General features: G+C 72.8%; 15 protein-coding genes. 8 read left to right on the forward strand and 7 right to left on the reverse strand.

What is annotated here, in order from left to right:
* Positions 1-35 precede the first annotated feature (35 nt).
* Together MMF93_RS10640 and trxA are read left to right on the forward strand one after the other, a co-directional pair.
* A complete protein-coding gene (locus MMF93_RS10640; RefSeq protein ID WP_242750977.1) occupies positions 36-560 on the forward strand; it encodes a MerR family transcriptional regulator in 525 nt (174 codons plus the stop codon).
* Complete coding sequence (trxA, locus tag MMF93_RS10645; protein ID WP_274709443.1) at positions 560-901, forward strand: thioredoxin; 342 nt, start codon at positions 560-562, stop codon at positions 899-901. The genes MMF93_RS10640 and trxA overlap by 1 nt, the downstream gene beginning before the upstream one ends.
* A 169-nt stretch (positions 902-1,070) precedes the next feature.
* On the opposite strand, the gene ppdK is transcribed toward trxA, so the two are convergent.
* A complete protein-coding gene (ppdK, locus tag MMF93_RS10650; RefSeq protein ID WP_242750979.1) occupies positions 1,071-3,815 on the reverse strand; it encodes a pyruvate, phosphate dikinase in 2,745 nt (914 codons plus the stop codon).
* A 412-nt stretch (positions 3,816-4,227) separates the two neighbouring features.
* Between ppdK and MMF93_RS10655 the strand changes: the two genes are divergently transcribed.
* Positions 4,228-4,737, forward strand: coding sequence for a gamma-glutamylcyclotransferase family protein (locus MMF93_RS10655; RefSeq protein ID WP_242750980.1), 510 nt, complete (start codon positions 4,228-4,230; stop codon positions 4,735-4,737).
* A gap of 54 nt (positions 4,738-4,791) precedes the next feature.
* Here MMF93_RS10655 and dusB read toward each other — a convergent pair whose 3' ends face one another.
* Both dusB and MMF93_RS10665 read right to left on the reverse strand, forming a co-directional pair.
* A complete protein-coding gene (dusB, locus tag MMF93_RS10660) occupies positions 4,792-5,943 on the reverse strand; it encodes a tRNA dihydrouridine synthase DusB (protein WP_242750982.1) in 1,152 nt (383 codons plus the stop codon).
* 146 nt (positions 5,944-6,089) lie between these two features.
* Complete coding sequence (locus MMF93_RS10665; protein WP_242750984.1) at positions 6,090-6,932, reverse strand: helix-turn-helix transcriptional regulator; 843 nt, start codon at positions 6,930-6,932, stop codon at positions 6,090-6,092.
* A gap of 103 nt (positions 6,933-7,035) precedes the next feature.
* Between MMF93_RS10665 and MMF93_RS10670 the strand changes: the two genes are divergently transcribed.
* The gene (locus tag MMF93_RS10670; RefSeq protein WP_242750986.1) at positions 7,036-8,505 is read left to right on the forward strand and encodes an MFS transporter; all 1,470 of its coding nucleotides are present in this window, start codon (positions 7,036-7,038) and stop codon (positions 8,503-8,505) included.
* A gap of 115 nt (positions 8,506-8,620) precedes the next feature.
* Here MMF93_RS10670 and MMF93_RS10675 read toward each other — a convergent pair whose 3' ends face one another.
* On the reverse strand, positions 8,621-9,310 hold the full coding sequence (locus tag MMF93_RS10675; protein ID WP_242750988.1) for an MOSC domain-containing protein: 690 nt from the start codon (positions 9,308-9,310) through the stop codon (positions 8,621-8,623).
* Positions 9,310-11,124: a GNAT family N-acetyltransferase gene (locus tag MMF93_RS10680; protein WP_242750990.1), complete on the reverse strand. Its 1,815-nt coding sequence runs from the start codon at positions 11,122-11,124 to the stop codon at positions 9,310-9,312. Before MMF93_RS10680 ends, MMF93_RS10675 begins: the two co-directional genes overlap by 1 nt.
* Before the next feature lie 242 nt (positions 11,125-11,366).
* Between MMF93_RS10680 and MMF93_RS10685 the strand changes: the two genes are divergently transcribed.
* Positions 11,367-11,936 carry a hypothetical protein gene (locus MMF93_RS10685; RefSeq protein ID WP_242750992.1) on the forward strand — a complete coding sequence of 190 codons (570 nt, stop codon included), beginning with the start codon at positions 11,367-11,369 and terminating at the stop codon, positions 11,934-11,936.
* Between the two features lie 294 nt (positions 11,937-12,230).
* Here MMF93_RS10685 and MMF93_RS10690 read toward each other — a convergent pair whose 3' ends face one another.
* A complete protein-coding gene (locus MMF93_RS10690) occupies positions 12,231-13,331 on the reverse strand; it encodes an NADH:flavin oxidoreductase/NADH oxidase (RefSeq protein WP_242750995.1) in 1,101 nt (366 codons plus the stop codon).
* Between the two features lie 98 nt (positions 13,332-13,429).
* Here MMF93_RS10690 and MMF93_RS10695 point away from each other — a divergent pair, with 98 nt between their 5' ends.
* From MMF93_RS10695 to MMF93_RS10705, 3 genes are all read left to right on the forward strand, one after another.
* Positions 13,430-13,774 carry an ArsR/SmtB family transcription factor gene (locus MMF93_RS10695; protein WP_242750997.1) on the forward strand — a complete coding sequence of 115 codons (345 nt, stop codon included), beginning with the start codon at positions 13,430-13,432 and terminating at the stop codon, positions 13,772-13,774.
* 105 nt (positions 13,775-13,879) lie between these two features.
* Complete coding sequence (locus MMF93_RS10700) at positions 13,880-14,548, forward strand: Uma2 family endonuclease (protein WP_341483244.1); 669 nt, start codon at positions 13,880-13,882, stop codon at positions 14,546-14,548.
* A gap of 30 nt (positions 14,549-14,578) precedes the next feature.
* The gene (locus tag MMF93_RS10705; protein ID WP_242751001.1) at positions 14,579-15,316 is read left to right on the forward strand and encodes an SAM-dependent methyltransferase; all 738 of its coding nucleotides are present in this window, start codon (positions 14,579-14,581) and stop codon (positions 15,314-15,316) included.
* Between the two features lie 87 nt (positions 15,317-15,403).
* Here the strand turns inward: MMF93_RS10705 and MMF93_RS10710 are convergent, their stop codons facing one another.
* The gene (locus MMF93_RS10710) at positions 15,404-16,786 is read right to left on the reverse strand and encodes a glycine--tRNA ligase (RefSeq protein WP_242751003.1); all 1,383 of its coding nucleotides are present in this window, start codon (positions 16,784-16,786) and stop codon (positions 15,404-15,406) included.
* Positions 16,787-16,962: the final 176 nt, after the last annotated feature.

Here is a 16,962-nt window from a genome sequence, read left to right on the forward strand (position 1 = left end):
GTAACGGCGAAGGACAACGGAGGGACGCGGGCCTGATGCGTATCGGGGAGCTGGCCAAGCGCGCGGGTACCACCACCAGGACACTGCGCTACTACGAGGCGCGGGGCCTGTTGCAGGTGGCCCGCGACGCCCACGGGCACCGCACCTTCGGCGAGGACGACCTCGCGGTGCTGCGGCAGATCAGGACGCTGCGGGACCACGGCTTCGAACTGGAGGAGACCCGGCCCTTCGTGGAGTGTCTGCGCGCGGGGCACCCGGCGGGCGACTCCTGCCCCGACTCGCTGGAGGTCTACCGCCGCAAACTGGCCGAGCTGGACGCCTGCATCGCCGAACTGCGCCTGGTGCGGGACGAGGTCGACGCGCGGCTCGCGCGCGCCGAGGTCGAGGCGGCGGCCGGGTTGCCGCACGGCCCGCACCCGCGCTGCGAGCTGGCACCGCCGCCGCACCCACCGGCCGCGCCGCAACCACCGGCCGTGCCGCACGCGGCGACTCCGCCGCACACACCGGCCCCGCCCCACACACCGGCTCCGCCGCACCCGCACGACGTCGAGGGAGAATGATGAGTACGAGGACCGCCCACCTGCCCGAGGTCACCGACGAGACGTTCGCCGCGGAGGTGCTCCGCTCCGAGGTGCCGGTACTGGTGGACTTCACCGCCGACTGGTGCCCGCCGTGCCGCATGGTCGCCCCGGTGCTCGCCCACATCGCCGCCGAGCGCGAGGGCACCCTGAAAGTGGTTTCCCTCGATGTGGACCGCAACCCGGCCACGCAGGCCGCCTACAGCGTCCTGTCGATGCCGACCCTCGTCCTGTTCCGGAACGGCGAGCCCACCCGCTCGGTGGTCGGCGCCCATCCCGAACGCCGCCTGGTGGAGGCGCTGGGCCTGGAGGAGACGCGGTGAGCCCCGCGGGCTCCCGCGCCCGGCTCCCCTGACACAGGACGCACGAAGGCCGGCCCGCGCACACGAAGGAGGCGGCACCCCCGCACGGGTGCCGCCTCCTTGGGGACCGGGACCCTTCCGCGGTGAGGGTGGAGAGCGGAAGGGAGCCCGGGGTGGGTGCCGGCCGGCGCTACGCGGAGGTCTCCTGCCGGGCGGCCGCGCGACCGGCCTCCAGCCGTGCCACCGGGATGCGGAACGGCGAGCAGGAGACGTAGTCGAGGCCGACCTCGTGGAAGAAGTGCACCGACTCGGGGTCACCCCCGTGCTCGCCGCAGACGCCGAGCTTGAGGTCGGGACGGGTGGCCCGGCCCGCCTCGGCGGCGCTGCGGACCAGCGAGCCGACGCCGTCCTTGTCGATGGTCTCGAACGGGGAGACGCCGAAGATGCCCTTCTCCAGGTAGGCCGTGAAGAAGCTGGCCTCCACGTCGTCACGGCTGAAGGCCCACACCGTCTGGGTGAGGTCGTTGGTGCCGAAGGAGAAGAAGTCGGCGCACTCGGCGATCTGGCCCGCCGTGAGCGCGGCCCGCGGCAGCTCGATCATGGTGCCGAGGGACAGCCCCAGGTCGACGCCCCGCTCCCGCTCCACCTCGTTGATGACCTCCTCCGCCTCCTCGCGGACGAGTTCGAGCTCCTGCACGGTGCCCACCAGCGGAATCATGATCTCGGCGCGGGGGTCGCCGCCGCCGGCCTTGCGCTCGGCCGCGGCCTCGGCGATGGCGCGGATCTGCATGGTGAACAGCCCGGGGATGACCAGCCCGAGGCGGACACCGCGCAGGCCCAGCATGGGGTTCTGCTCGTGCAGCCGGTGCACGGCCTGGAGGAGCCGCAGGTCGTTCTCGTTGGCGTCCTTGCGGGACTCCGCGAGGGCGACCCGTACGGACAGCTCGGTGATGTCCGGCAGGAACTCGTGCAGCGGCGGGTCGAGCAGCCGCACCGTCACGGGCAGCCCGTCCATCGACTCGAACAGCTCGACGAAGTCGCCCTGCTGGAGCGGCAGGAGGGCGTGCAGCGCCCGCTTCCGCTCCTCCTCGGTGTCGGCCAGGATGAGCCGCTCGACCAGCTCGCGCCGCTCGCCGAGGAACATGTGTTCGGTGCGGCACAGGCCGATGCCCTGGGCGCCGAACCTGCGGGCGCGTGCGGCGTCCTCGGCGTTGTCGGCGTTGGCCCGCACCCGCAGACGGCGCACCCGGTCCGCGTAGGCCATGATCCGGTGCACGGCCTTGACCAGCTCGTCGGCGTCGTCGGCGCCGGCGTGCATGCGGCCCTCGAAGTACTCCACGACCGGGGAGGGCACGACCGGCACCTCGCCGGCGTAGACCTTGCCGGTGGAGCCGTCGATGGAGACGACGTCGCCCTCCTCGACGACCTTCCCGCCCGGGGCCTTGAGGCAGCGCCGCTTGGTGTCGACCTCCAGCTCCTCGGCACCGCACACGCAGGTCTTGCCCATGCCGCGGGCGACGACGGCGGCGTGCGAGGTCTTGCCGCCGCGCGAGGTGAGGATGCCCTCGGCCGCGAGCATGCCGTCGAGGTCGTCGGGGTTGGTCTCGCGGCGGATGAGGATGACCTTCTCGCCGGAGCGGGACCACTTGATGGCGGTGTAGGAGTCGAAGACCGCCTTGCCGACGGCCGCGCCCGGCGAGGCGGCGATGCCCCAGCCGATCTGGTCGGCGTTCTTGACGCCCCCATTGGAGTCGAAGCGGGGGAACATCAGCTGGGCGAGCTGGCTGCCGTTGACGCGGCGCAGCGCCTCGGCCTCGTCGATGAGCCCCTGGTCGACGAGTTGGGTGGCGATGCGGAACGCGGCCGCCGCGGTGCGCTTGCCCACCCGCGTCTGGAGCATCCACAGCTTGCCGCGCTCGATGGTGAACTCGATGTCGCACAGGTCCCTGTAGTGGTTCTCCAGGGTCTCCATGATCTGCATGAGCTGGTCGTAGGACGCCTTGTCGAGCGCTTCGAGGTCGGCGAGCGGCACGGTGTTGCGGATGCCGGCGACGACGTCCTCGCCCTGGGCGTTTTGCAGGTAGTCGCCGTAGACGCCCTGCTGGCCGCTGGCGGGGTCGCGGGTGAAGGCGACGCCGGTGCCCGAGTCGGGGCCGAGGTTGCCGAAGACCATCGAGCAGATGTTGACGGCGGTGCCCAGGTCGTGCGGGATGCGCTCCTGGCGGCGGTAGAGGCGGGCGCGGCTGCCGTTCCACGAGTCGAAGACCGCGCGCACGGCCAGGTCCATCTGTTCGCGCGGGTCCTGCGGGAAGTCGCGCCCCGTCTCCTCGGAGACGATGTTCTTGAACTTGGTGACCAGTTCCTTCAGCGCCTCGGCGCTCAGGTCCACGTCGGTGGTGGCGCCGCGCGCGGTCTTGGCCTCCTCCAGCGTCTCGGCGAAGCGTTCGCCGTGGATGCCGAGCACGGTGTCGCCGAACATCTGGATGAGGCGCCGGTAGGAGTCCCAGGCGAAGCGCTCGTCGCCCGACTGGGCGACGAGCCCGTGCACGGACTCGTCGGACAGGCCGATGTTGAGGACCGTGTCCATCATGCCGGGCATGGAGAACTTGGCGCCGGAGCGCACCGAGACGAGCAGCGGGTCGTCGGCCTGGCCGAGTTTCTTCCCCATGCGCTCCTCGAGTGCGCTCAGGTGAGCGCTCACCTCGTCCCGCAGCTGGGCGGGGGCCTCGCCGGAGTCGAGGTAGGCCTTGCACGCCTCGGTGGTGATGGTGAAGCCCGGAGGGACGGGCAGGCCGAGGTTGGTCATCTCGGCGAGGTTGGCTCCCTTGCCACCGAGGAGGCCCTTGAGGTCCTTGTTGCCCTCACTGAAGTCGTAGACGTACTTGGTCTGCTGCGCGTCTACCGCGGACTTTGTGTTCTTCGCGTGAACCGGCACCGGACTCGGCTCCTCGTGGTCGGTTGCCCTGACGGCGGGGAGCGTACCCAGATCAAAGGCTTGCGAGTACGTCCAGCGGCATGTCACACGGCTGTAACCACCCGTCTGCCGAGAGATCGAAAGTACCGACCGGTTGAGGCTGATTGGCCGCTGCATTCAGAAGCCGAACGGATTATGACGCTGAGGAGCGCGGCGGGCCGCCTTGCGGACGGAACGCGACGCCTGCGTACGACCTCGGAACCAAGGGCCGGTAAAACCGCCACCCGCTCCTTGGAGACATGCAGCACTCATTTGAGCGCGGTCTTCCCGCTCATGTGAGCGGACCCCTTATCAAGGTGGCGCGAATCACGCGGCCATTCGAGTGAACGTCTCACCATGCGGACAGCCTCCGCGCCGCCGTACGGTGCCCCGCATGCCCCTTCCGCACAGCACCCGGCGCCCCCGCCTCGACCCCGTCGACACCGGCGCCGACGCCCTCTTCGTCTACGGCACCCTGCGCTTCCGCCGGATACTGACGGCACTTCTCGGCCAGGTTCCGCCCGCCGCCCCCGCCACGGCCTCCGGCTGGCGCACCGCCGCGCTGCGGGAACGGCCCTATCCCGGCCTCGTCCCGGCCCCCGGACGGACCGCTCACGGCCTGCTGCTGACGGGGCTGACCGCGCGCGCCTGGCGGATACTGGACGACTTCGAGGACGACGCGTACGAGCTGCGCGCCCTCGACCTCGACCCGGCCGGCGGCCCGGAGAGCGCCGGCGGCCCAGGTCGGGCGGCACCGCACCAGGCCTGGGCGTACCTGTGGGCGAGCCCGCCCGAGGTCCGCCCCGCCGACTGGGAAGCCGACACCTTCGCTGGGACACGGCTCGACGGGTACGCGGCGCGCCTGGAGGCGGCGGCCGCGCGCCCGCAGGCCGGGCGGCGGTGAGCGCGGGCGGTGCGCCCCGCGCCCCCGCACGGTGCGCACCGGGGAAGGGCGCGGTCAGCCCCCGGAGGTGTCCAGTTCGGCGTCCGCGCCGACGTCCGTGCCGTACTCGTAGGGGTCGTTCAGCCAGCCGTCGGGCAGCACGACCTTGTTGCGGGAGTGAGTGCGGCCACGGGGCCCGTCGGCGCCCTGCGGCCACTCCTGGGACAGGTCCAGCTCGTCGAGCAGGCCGCGCAGCTCGTCCAGCGAGCCCGCGACGGCGAGCCTCCGGCGCAGCTCGGAGCCCACCGAGAAGCCCTTGGTGTACCAGGCGACGTGCTTGCGGAAGTCGATGACGCCGCGCCCCTCGTCCCCCAGCCACTCTCCCAGCAGCCGCGCGTGCCGCACCATCACCTCGGCGACCTCGCGCAGGGTGGGCCGGGCGAGCCCCGTCCCGCCCTCTCCGGTGAGCGCGGCCACCAGGTCGGCGAACAGCCACGGCCGTCCCAGACAGCCACGGCCGACGACGACACCGTCGCAGCCGGTCTGCCGCATCATCCGCACGGCGTCGTCGGCCGACCAGATGTCGCCGTTGCCCAGCACCGGGATCTCTCCGACGGTCTCCTTGAGGCGCGCGATGGCGTCCCAGTCGGCGGTGCCGCCGTAGTGCTGTGCCGCGGTGCGGCCGTGCAGCGCGATGGCGGTGATGCCCTCCTCGACGGCGATGCGGCCCGCGTCCAGGCAGGTGAGGTGGTCCTCGTCGATGCCCTTGCGCATCTTCATGGTCACCGGGAGGCCGCCCGCGTTGCCCACGGCCTCGTGCAGGATGGCGCGCAGCAGCGGCCGCTTGTACGGCAGCGCCGAGCCGCCGCCCTTGCGGGTCACCTTGGGCACCGGGCAGCCGAAGTTGAGGTCGATGTGATCGGCCAAATCCTCGTCGGCGATCATCCGCACCGCCTTGCCGACGGTCACCGGATCCACGCCGTAGAGCTGGATGGAGCGCGGCTTCTCGCTCGCGTCGAAGTGCACGAGCTGCATCGTCTTCTCGTTGCGCTCCACCAGCGCCCGCGTGGTGATCATCTCGCTGACGAACAGGCCCCGGCCCCCGGAGAACTCCCGGCACAGGGTACGGAACGGCGCGTTGGTGATCCCCGCCATCGGCGCCAGCACGACGGGCGGCCAGACGGCGTGCGGTCCGATGTGCAGCGGCTGCGCGGCGGGCTGGGTCATGCGGCGGCGGTCCTTCGGGTGACGGGGTGAACGGGGCGACTCCCCATTGTCCCCCATCCGCCGACGTCCCCCGCCAGCCCGCGCTCCGCACCCGGTCCGCTCCCCGTCCCCGCTCCGCCTGGACCGCTACCGCCCCGCCCGGCCGCCTACCCGCCCGCGATGATCAGCTCGTGCAGGCGCTCCACGCCCTCGCGGGTGCGCTCGTCGCACGGCACGTACGTGCCCAGGCGGGCGCCCTCGGCCGGGTTCAGCCACAGCCCGTGGTACGTGAACGAGAGCATGCCGACCAGCGGGTTGGAGAAGCGTTTCGACTTGTCGACCGCGCGGGCCACCTCGTGCCGCTGCCACAGCTCGCGAAACTCCCCCGACGCGTGCTCGAGCCGCTTGAGCAGTGCCTTCCACGCCGGTTCCGCCAGGTGTCCGGCCATCCGGGAGCGGAAGCGGGCCGTCATCAGCCGGACCGTTTCCTTCCGGTCGGGCATGGCGGCGCACCACTCGGGGTCGGTGAAGGCCAGCCACATGCAGTTGCGGTCCTCGGCCGGGAGCGCGTCCAGGTCGCTGAGCAGACGGCCGTAGGTGCGGTTGTAGGCCAGGATGTCGTACCGCGCGTTCTGCACACAGGCCGGGAACGGCTCCAGCTGCGCGAGCATCTGCCGGATACCGGGGGGCACCACCGTCGTCTGGTCGGCGGGTGTCGGATCGGCCGTGCCCGCGAGGGCGAACAGGTGGGCCCGCTCGCTCGCGTCCAGCATCAGGGCGCGCGAGAGCGCGTCCAGCACCTGCGCCGACACCTGGATGTCACGGGCCTGCTCCAGCCACGTGTACCAGGTCACACCGACGGTCGACAGATGCGCCACCTCCTCGCGGCGCAGCCCGGGTGTGCGGCGGCGCGGGCCGCGGGGCAGCCCGGCCTGCTCGGGGCTGATCCGCTCGCGTCTGCTGCGCAGGAACGCGGCGAGCTCTCCCCTGCGGACGGTCTCGGCGCTCATGGTGGCCATCCTGCTCCAGCCGCCCAGCCTGTTGCCAGGTAGCGCCGGTACCAGGATGAGGAGCGTCTGGTACCAGGCTGATAGCTCGCCGAGGCTCGTGCCCATGAGCCACGATCTCGCCGCCCGAGAGCCCGACCCCACCCCGGTGGAGCCGCCCGCGGCGCGGGCGGCGCCGCACCCGTCCGCACCCGCGGCCCTGCGCCCCCTCGGCCTTGCCACGCTGCTGCTGGGCGCCGCGCTACCCATGATCGATTTCTTCGTCGTCAACGTCGCGTTCCCCAGCATCCAAAGCGACCTCGACGCCTCCCCCGCCGCCCTGGAGATGGTCGTCGCCGGTTACGCCGTCGCCTACGCCGCGTTCCTCGTCCTCGGCGGGCGGCTCGGCGACACCTTCGGGCGGCGCCGGCTCTTCCTGTGGGGCGTCGCCGCCTTCGGCCTCACCTCGCTCGCCTGCGGCTTCGCGCCGGGCGTCGGGTGGCTCATCGGCGCGCGCGTGGCCCAGGGCGCCGCCTCCGCGCTGATGTTCCCGCAGGTCCTCGCCACGATCCACGCGACGACCTCGGGTCGGGCGCGGGCCCGTGCCGTGGGCCTGTTCGGCTCGGTCGGCGGGGTGTCGGTCGTCGCGGGGCAGGTGCTCGGCGGGGCCCTGGTCGCCGCCGACCTGGCGGGCAGCGGATGGCGGGCCGTCTTCTGGGTCAACGTGCCCGTCGTGGTGCTCGCCCTGGCCTGCGGGCTGCGTCTGGTGCCCGACAGCCGCGCGGAGGCGCCCGCGCGCGGCGATGTCGCCGGGACGGTCCTGCTCGCCTGCTCACTCGCCGCCCTGCTGCTGCCGCTGACGGAGGGGCGCGCGGCCGGATGGCCCTGGTGGTCGCTCGCCCTGCTGGTCGCTGCCGGGCCGACCGGCTGCGCCTTCCTCGCCGTCGAGCGCCGCAAGGAGCGCGAGGGCGGCAGCCCGTTGCTGCCGCCCTCACTGCTCGGACAGGCGGGCGTGCGCCGGGGGCTGCTGGCAGGGGTGCCCATCTTCCTCGGCTTCAGCAGCTTCATGTTCGTCAGCGCGCTGGTGCTGCAACAGGGGTTGCACTACGGAGCGTTGGCCGCGGGGCTCGCCCTGGCGCCGATGGGGGTGGCGCAGTTCGCCGCGTCGGTCGCCGCGCCCCGGGTGACCGAACGGCTGGGCGCCGGGCGCGTGCTGGCGCTCAGCGCCGTCGTCCAGGGCACCGGGCTGGGGACCCTGCTGCTCACCCTGTCCGCCGGGTGGCCCGGGCTGCCGCCCCTCGCCCTGGCTCCCGGCCTCGTGCTGTGCGGCGTGGGCCAGGGCCTGCAACTGCCGACCTACTACCGCGTCCTGCTCGGCGACATCCCCGCCTCGCGCGCCGGAGCGGGCAGCGGCCTGGCCGCGACGGCGCAACAGTCCGGTCTGGCGGTGGGCGTGGCCACGCTGGGCTCGCTGTTTTTGGCACTGGTGCCGCAGCTGGGAATGCGCGGGGCACTGGCCGCGGTGTTCACGGTCCACTCCTGCGGACTTGTGGCCCTGGCGGCGACCGGACTGCGGGCAGCGCGCGGAGCGCGGTAACGAGTGGTGAAGAAAGGGGACGAATGGTGGCGAATGGTGGCGAGTGGGGCCGGGGAGGCGCGGTGCGGGGCGGGAGGGACGGCGGCCCGAGTCGGCCCCCGCGCGGGCGGAGCGGTCAGCCGGTGCCGTACTTGGCGACGTACTTCTCGGCGATCTCCCGCTGCTCCCGTTCCATCCACGCGGCGGCCGCCAGGACGTCAGGGAGCCGCTTGCGGTCGGTCGTCACGGCGCGGAAGAGGCCGCCGACCGTCACGTGGTGGCCGGGCCGGTGGAGGACCTCCACCTCGTCGCCCGCCCGCAGAGTGCCGGGGTGGACGACGCGGAACATGGCACCGGGCGAGCCCGCCAGGGTGAAGCGGCGCAGCCAGCCCTTGGCGGTCGTCCAGCCCTGTTCGGCCACCCAGCCCGCGAACGTGCGGCACGGGATGCGGCTGCCGGTCGCCTCCAGCACGAGTTCGGGGCCGACCCGCCAGCGCTCGCCGACCAGAGTCTCGCGCAGGTCGGCGCCGGTGGTGGTGAGGTTCTCCCCGAACGCGCCGTGCGGAAGGACGCTGCCCAACTCCTGCTGCCAGGCGTCGAGGTCCTCACGGGCGAACGCGTAGACGGCCCTGTCGTCGCCACCGTGGTAGCGCAGGTCGCAGACCGCGTCGCCGGCCACGCCACCGGCGCCCGCGCCGGACTCCGACGGCGCGGCCACCCAGACGGGCGTGTCCACGGGGCTCTTGCCGATGCCGGTGGCGCCCGAGGGTGCGTCGGTGTACTCCACCCCGCGTGGCGGGCCGACGTTCACGCTGAGGATGTGCATCAGCGGACGGTAACCCGCGCTCCTGGCATCTCGGTCACCGACCCTCCATGTGAGACCCCGCGCAGGCGGTAGTGGTAGCTGTAGGCGTAGCCGAAGCCCGCGCGGGCGTAGAGGGCGCGCGCGGCCGGGTTGGACCGCGCCACCTGGAGGTAGAGACCCCGGATGCGCCGGCGGGACGCCCACAGGGCGCCGGCGCGCAGAACGGCGGCGGCCACGCCCTGCCGCCTGGCCCGTGGGTGCGTGACCATGCAGTAGACGCCCGCCCACCGCTCGTCCCCGCCGACGAACAGGCCCAGCCCGACGGGTCGCCGGTCAGCGCCCAGGGCGCTGACGCACGCCACCGGGGAGCTGATCCGGGAGACGACCTGCTCGGCGAGGTCGCGGCTGTCCTCGTGCCCGTCCAGGTCGGTGAAGGCCTCCAACCACTGCGGGCTGAGCGCCTCGTCGACCCGCAACCGCCACCCGCTGCCGCCGTCCGCGGCGCCCGGAGCGCCCACGGCGTGCACGGCTTCCACGGCGTCCTGGGCTGGCGCACGCCCCCCGTTGCCGGGCGGGGCGTGGACCGGGCTGCCGGGCGACGCGTGGACCGCGCTGCCGGGCGGGGCATCCGCGACCGCTTCCGCCGGCGCGGTGAGCACGTGGATGGGCTCGCCCAGCGTGTAGCCGAGAGCGGCCAGGTGTTCGTCCAACGCCATGTGCCGGGCCGCGGGAGAGACCTGCACGGCCGCGGGCAGGCCGCGCGCCGCGTAGAACGCCTCGACCTCGTGCAGGGTGGACGCGTGGGCGGCGGCCCCGCGGGTGGCCGAGCCGGTGGCGGGCGGCAGCGGCAGCGCCGTGTTGCCCGAGCGCAGCCGCCGCATGCCCGGGGTGTGCCGGAGCAGCCAGCCGCCCGAGGTGCGGCGCACCGGCGCGGGCCAGGCCTCCAGAGCGTGCCGTTCGATGCGGCGGACGTCCTCGCGGGCGCACTCGGAGACGGTGTCGGCCAGCGCCCGGACGAGCTGGTCGAGGACCGCCGCGTCGGCCGCGCGGGCGGCGCCGTCCTCGGCGGGCTCGTGTTCGGTGACGCCGAGACCGGCGAGCGGGAACCTCGCGGCCAGCGCGCGCACGGCGGCGGCGAGCCGGTGCGGGGTCAGGCCGTCGGGCTCGGGTACGCCCACGGAGGAGAAGGCACCGGGATCGAGCACGTCGAGGTCGAGGTGGACGTACACCGCCTCGGCACCCGTCGCCGCGACCGCTTCGACGAGACCGCGCGGATCGGCCAGTTCCGCGACGCGAAGGTGCCGGACGCCGTGCGCGGCGATGTACCGGCGTTCGGCCGGGTCGAGCGCGCGCGCCCCGGCCAGGACCACCTGCCCGGGCGACAGCGGCCACCGGCACCGCAGCGCCTCGGGTCCCTCTCCCAGGAGGGCCCGGAGCACCATGCCGTGGAAGGCTTCGGAGGGTGAGGAGGAGGCGGTGTTGAGGTCGGCGTGGGCGTCGAACCACACCACGGCCAGCCGCTCGCCGTGCAGCCGGTGCGCCCGCTCGACGGGGGCGAGCTCGACGCCGCAGTCCCCGCCGGCCGTCACGACGAGGGGCGCGTCCGCCTCGTCCAGCGCCGCGCGGACCGCCGCCAGGTTCGCGGCGAGCGCGTCGGGTGCGCGTACGCCCCGCGTCGTCCGTCCGCTCCCCTGGGAGGCGTCCGTGCGCGGGGTGAGACGGCGGCCGAACGGCAGCAGGTCCGCCAGCGCCTTGGCACCGGCAGGCAGCCGCCGCGCCGTCGCGGACGACGACCCCTGCCACTGCGGCACCTCCAGCACGAGCGGTTCCGGCACGGCGAGCGCTCCTTTCGGCGACGGGCAACAGGCAAGGGGCGACGGCCGCCGGGGTACGGCGGGCACGCGCGCGCCACCGTCACGTGTTACCCGGCCGACGCGTGCCCCGTCCAGCGCTCGGGCGAGGCGCGCGCGGGCCCGTCCACCCCGGGGAGCCGCTCCCGCCCCCTACCGGGGTACGGGGGCGGGATGGCTCCGTGGTGTGTCGTGGGGGACATGGGCGCCGCCCTAGCGTCCCGCCCATGAACGTTGCGGAGAATTCCTTCCCTTCCTCGCCGGTGCCGGCGGCACGGGAGTCCTTCCTACGGCGGTTGGGGCGGGGGGTGGGACAAGCGGCCGTACTGCTGCCCATGGGCCTGCTCGCGCTCGTCGCCACGCTCTCGGGGCGGGCAGCGAGCGCGCTGCGGCTGCTGCGGGTGCGGGCGGAGCCGGGCGACCCGCGCCCCGGGGCGGCACGGCTGGTGGCGCACGCCGCCCTCACCGTGCTGCTCGGTGTCGTCGCGCTGATACCCGTCGGGATGCTGGTGCTGTTCGTCGCCCGCGGGGTGCTCTACGGGTTCGTCGACGACGGGCCCTACGACACGTCCTGGGGCGGTCCCAGCAGGGCCGGTGCCTGGCTCGCGCACTTCGCGGTGAGCTGCCCCGTCGCCGTCGCGGCGACGGCCGTGCTGTACGGCCTCGCGGGGCTGCACCGCCGGATGACGGCCCCCCTGCGGGGCGAGCGCCGTGGCGGCTGGGTACTGCCGACGGTGTGGTTGAGCTGCCTGGCCGGTGCGCTGTTCCTCGTCGCCTTCGTACGGCAGCTGAACTGACGTCCTCCGAAGGGACGTCCGGTAGGGCGGGCGCGGGCCGTGACCGGCGCGTCGCGGTGGAGCACCCTCGGGGAGCGGCCCGACAGCGGTGGCCGTGCCTGCCGTGCGCCGGCCGACGTCTTCTCGCCACCGTCGGCCGGCCCTCGTTCCCTCGACGGCGGCGATACCGAGCCGGGCGCGGTCGTCATCGGCGCCGGGTCCAGCCCGGGCCCCAGACCGCACCGACCGTTCAGGCGGCGGCCCGGCAGTCGGCCGCCGCCTGAGAGCGTCCCGGTGGGGCCGTGCCCCGGGGGCTCACGCCCGGTGGTACTGCACCGGGCGGCGCGGCTCGGCGCCCAGTTCGACGGCGGCCTCGTTCGCCCAGTACGGGCGGCGCAGCAGCTCGCGGCCGAGCAGCACCGCGTCGGCCTGGCCCGAGGCGACGATCTCCTCGGCCTGGCGCGGCTCGGTGATCAGGCCGACGGCGCCCACCGGCAGGCCGGTCTCCTTCCTGACCCGCTCCGCGAAGGGCACCTGGTAGCCGGGCACGGCCTCGATCCGGGCGTCGGGCGCGTTGCCGCCCGTGGAGGTGTCGAGCAGGTCCACACCGCGGGCCAGCAGCTCCTTGGCGAGCCGCACGGTGTCCTCGCCTGTCCAGCCCTCGCGGCCGTCCTCGGCGTTCTCGCTCAGCCAGTCGGTGGCGGAGACGCGGAAGAACAGCGGCAGCTCCTCGGGCCACACGGCGCGCACGGCGTCCACGACCTCCAGCGCGAAGCGGGTACGGCCCTCGAAGGTACCGCCGTACTCGTCGGTGCGGCGGTTGGTGAACGGGGAGAGGAACTCGTTGATCAGGTAGCCGTGGGCGCCGTGGATCTCGACGACCCGGAAGCCGGCCGCGTGCGCGCGGCGGGCGCTGTCGGCGAACTGCCGCACCAGCGTCGCGATCTCGTCCCGTGACAGCTCGGTGGGCGTGGTGTGCCGCTCGTCGAACGAGAGCGGGCTGGGGCCGACGGGCTGCCAGCCGTGGTTCTCGCCCGGGGCGAGGGGCGCGCCGCGCTCCACCCAGGTGCGCTCGGTGGAGGCCTTGCGGCCGGCGTGCGCGAGCTGGATGCCGGGGACGGTGCCCTGCTCGGTCAGGAAGCGGGTGACGCGGGCGAAGGCCTCCTGCTGGCGGTCGTTCCACAGGCCCAGGTCGTAGGGGCTGATCCGGCCCTCGGGGGTGATGCCCGTGGCCTCGACCAGCGCCAGGCCGAGACCGCCGGAGGCGCGGGCGCCGAGGTGGGCGAGGTGCCAGTCCGTGGGCGCGCCCTGGTCAGGACCCTCGGGGACGGCGGAGTACTGGCACATCGGCGCCATCCAGACGCGGTTGGGCACGGTCACCGACCGCAGAGTGAGGGGCTCGAACAGTGCGCTCACGGCGCTCTCCAATCGGTCAGGGGGCCACTCGGCACTAGTACGATAACCACCGTATTACGAGAGCTGTCAAATTTCGACGCCTGCCGTACTATGACCCTGTGCCGACGACTACAGCCGTACGCGAACTCCCGCACCCCGCCCGCGAGGAGATCCGCCTCGACGCCGTGCTGCACGCGCTCGCCGACCCCATGCGGCTGCGCATCGTCACCGCGCTGAACGGCTACGGAGAGGGCGAGGGCCAGGGCGCCACCTGCTCGCAGATCGAGCTTCCCGTCGCCACGTCGACCTCGACCCACCACTTCCGCGTCCTGCGCGAGGCGGGCGTCATCAACCAGTGCTACCGCGGCACCGCGAAGATCAACTGCCTGCGCCGCGCCGACCTCGACGCCCGCTTCCCCGACCTGCTGGACGCGGTCCTGCGGGCGGCGGCCTCCCCCGTGTGACCCTTTCGGGGGACCTGCCCCCCGCACGCGCTCCGATTGTCAGAGCGCGTCGCTACGGTGAGTTGCGACTGGCTCACCGCACCGGGAAGGCGCATCATGACAGTGATGCTCGATCGACCGACGGCCATAGAGACCCCCGAGGTACCCGAGGACAGCTTCCAGGCGCTGTTCCGGACACTCATGACCATGGAGGTGCCCGACGGCTACCGGGCGGAGATCATCAGGGGAAACATCGTCATGTCGCCGTGGTCGCGGGGGTACTACCTCGACGTCATGGACGCACTCGTCGAACAGCTCATGCCGCGGCTACCGGAGAGCGAGCGCGTCTCCTACGCCCCGTTCCTCTTCGCCCTGCCCGGCCAAGAGCGCGCGTACGGCCCGGACGTCTACGTAGCCGCTCGCCAGGCGTTCCGCACCACAGAGCGCTTCATCGACGGCGAGGCCCTCACTCTGGCCGCCGAATTGACCTCCAGTTCCACCCGCAACGCCGACTGGCTGGACAAGCTCCCCGTCTACGCCAGAGCGGGCGTCCCCGTGTACTTGGTCCTCGACATGCAGGTACACACAGCGTCCGCCTTCTGGGAGCCGACACCGGAGGGATACGCGAAGCGCAGCGTGGCCAAGTTCGGAGAGAAGCTGCGGCTGCCCCCGCCCTTCGCCTTCGACCTGGACACCACCGGGTTCGGTACGGTCCCGGAACACCCAGAGAACCCAGAGAACCAAGGGAACGCAGCGAACTCCGCAGACCCCGAAACCCCCGAAAACCAGGAGTGAGCAAAGGGGGCCGTCTGCCACAGTGCCCGGATGGACCGACAAACGCGCTCCCTCCTCGCCCACGCCGGCCACCCCGTCGCGGCGCCGCTCGACGACTCCTCCGTGGACGGACTGCTCGCGCGCGCCCTCACCCCTGGAGACGCGCGCGTGCTCGACCTCGGCTGCGGTGAGGCCGCCTGGCTGCTGCGCGCCCTCCGGCAACACCCTGGAGTGACAGCCACCGGCGTGGACATCTCTCAACCGGCGCTGGAGCGGGCCCGGCAGCGGGCCGAGCAGGCGGGCGTGGCCGAGCGGCTGACGCTGCACCGCGCCGAGGCCGACGCGTTCACCGCGCCGCACGCCTACGACGTGGTGCTCAGCGTGGGCGCCACGCACGCGTTCGGCGGCCTGCCGCCCACTCTGGACGCCGCCGCCCGCCACCTGGCCCCCGGCGGGACCGTGCTGGTGGGCGACGCCTACTGGGAGGGCGAACCGAGCGCGCGGGCACGGGAGTTGCTGGGCGAGTACCAGGACCTGGCGGGCACGGTGGACGCGGTGACCGCGGACGGCTGGACGCCCACGTACGCCCACCTGTCCACCCGCCACGAGTTGGACGACTACGAGTGGAACTGGACGGGTTCGCTCTCCCGTTGGGCACTGGACCACCCCGACCACCCCGACAGCGCGGAGGCGCTGCGCGCGGCGGCCGAACACCGGGACGCGTGGCTGCGCGACTACCGGGACAGCTTCGGTTTCCTGTGCCTGCTGCTGCGCCGCACGGCGGACTGACGCGCACGCGCGAACGCCACGGCGACGGCGAAGGGCCCGGCCCCCTGGTGGGGAGCCGGGCCCTTGGCGCGCGCGAGGTGAGGGCGCTCAGCAGCCGAGAAGCCGGGCCGCGAGGTAGCCCTCGATCTGGTCGAGGGAGACCCGCTCCTGCTTCATCGTGTCGCGCTCACGCACCGTGACGGCGTTGTCGTCGAGGGTGTCGAAGTCGACGGTGACGCAGAACGGCGTGCCGATCTCGTCCTGACGGCGGTAGCGGCGGCCGATGGCGCCCGCGTCGTCGAACTCGATGTTCCAGTTCCTGCGCAGCGTCTCGGAGAGGCCGCGCGCCTTCGGCGAGAGCTTCTCGTTGCGGGACAGCGGCAGCACCGCGACCTTGACCGGGGCGAGCCGCGGGTCGAGGCGCATGACGGTGCGCTTCTCCATCTTGCCCTTCGCGTTGGGCGCCTCGTCCTCGATGTAGGCGTCGAGCATGAAGGCGAGCATGGCGCGGTTGACACCGGCCGCAGGCTCGATGACGTACGGCGTCCAGCGCTCGCCCGCCTCCTGGTCGAAGTACGACAGGTCGTGCCCGGACGCCTTGGAGTGCGCCGTCAGGTCGTAGTCGGTGCGGTTGGCGATGCCCTCCAGCTCACCGAACTCGCTGCCGCCGAACTGGAAGCGGTACTCGATGTCGGCCGTCCGCTTGGAGTAGTGGGACAGCTTCTCCTTCGGGTGCTCGTACCAGCGGATGTTCTCCTCGCGGATGCCGAGGTCGCGGTACCAGGCCCAGCGCTGGTCCATCCAGTACTGCTGCCACTCCTCGTCCTCGCCCGGCTTGACGAAGAACTCCATCTCCATCTGCTCGAACTCGCGGGTGCGGAAGATGAAGTTGCCCGGCGTGATCTCGTTGCGGAACGACTTGCCCGTCTGCGCGATGCCGAACGGCGGCTTCTTGCGCGAGGTCTGCTGGACGGCGGCGAAGTTGGTGAAGATGCCCTGCGCGGTCTCGGGGCGCAGGTAGGTGACCGAGCCGGAGTCCTGGGTGGGGCCGAGGTGGGTGGAGAGCAGCCCGGAGAACTGCTTGGGCTCGGTGAAGCCGCCCTTGTTGCCGCAGTGCGGGCAGTTGAGGTCGGCCAGGCCGTTCTCGGGCTCGCGGCCGTGCTTGGCCTCGTACGCCTCGATCAGGTGGTCGGCACGGAAGCGCTTGTGGCACGAGGTGCACTCGGTGAGCGGATCGGTGAAGGTGGAGACATGGCCCGATGCCTCCCACACCTCGGGGGCCAGGATCACCGACGAGTCGATTCCCACCACGTCGTCGCGCGAGGTGACCATGGAGCGCCACCACTGGCGCTTGATGTTCTCCTTGAGCTCCACGCCCAGCGGTCCGTAGTCCCAGGCGGCACGCTGACCGCCGTAGATCTCACTGCACGGGTAGACGAAGCCACGGCGCTTGCTGAGGCTGACAATTGTGTCGATCTTGTCGGCGGCCACGGTGCTCTCTTCATTGACGGCGAGACGGAACCCTCAGATTACTGGGGAGCGAGGGGTGCTCAGCAAATCGGTTCGCCGCTCATCCCGGGCGCGTGGGGCCGCTTACCCGCGACCCGTCGCGACCCTCCGTATCGGTCACGTAGCGCTAAGTTCTAGTTGACAATCGTTTCCATTTC

The organism is Streptomyces tubbatahanensis, from assembly GCF_022699385.1.
Lineage (GTDB): Bacteria > Actinomycetota > Actinomycetes > Streptomycetales > Streptomycetaceae > Streptomyces > Streptomyces diacarni.

Bases quoted from the DNA above. Each gene is read 5' to 3' on its own strand.
- MMF93_RS10700 (WP_341483244.1), top strand. From the start codon at position 13,880: ATGCTCGATCGACCGACGGCCATAGAGACCCCCGAGGTACCCGAGGAC.
- dusB (WP_242750982.1), bottom strand. From the start codon at position 5,943: ATGACCCAGCCCGCCGCGCAGCCGCTGCACATCGGACCGCACGCCGTC.
- MMF93_RS10670 (WP_242750986.1), top strand. From the start codon at position 7,036: ATGAGCCACGATCTCGCCGCCCGAGAGCCCGACCCCACCCCGGTGGAG.
- trxA (WP_274709443.1), top strand. From the start codon at position 560: ATGAGTACGAGGACCGCCCACCTGCCCGAGGTCACCGACGAGACGTTC.
- MMF93_RS10675 (WP_242750988.1), bottom strand. From the start codon at position 9,310: ATGCACATCCTCAGCGTGAACGTCGGCCCGCCACGCGGGGTGGAGTAC.
- MMF93_RS10685 (WP_242750992.1), top strand. From the start codon at position 11,367: ATGAACGTTGCGGAGAATTCCTTCCCTTCCTCGCCGGTGCCGGCGGCA.
- MMF93_RS10640 (WP_242750977.1), top strand. From the start codon at position 36: ATGCGTATCGGGGAGCTGGCCAAGCGCGCGGGTACCACCACCAGGACA.
- MMF93_RS10665 (WP_242750984.1), bottom strand. From the start codon at position 6,932: ATGAGCGCCGAGACCGTCCGCAGGGGAGAGCTCGCCGCGTTCCTGCGC.
- MMF93_RS10655 (WP_242750980.1), top strand. From the start codon at position 4,228: ATGCCCCTTCCGCACAGCACCCGGCGCCCCCGCCTCGACCCCGTCGAC.
- MMF93_RS10705 (WP_242751001.1), top strand. From the start codon at position 14,579: ATGGACCGACAAACGCGCTCCCTCCTCGCCCACGCCGGCCACCCCGTC.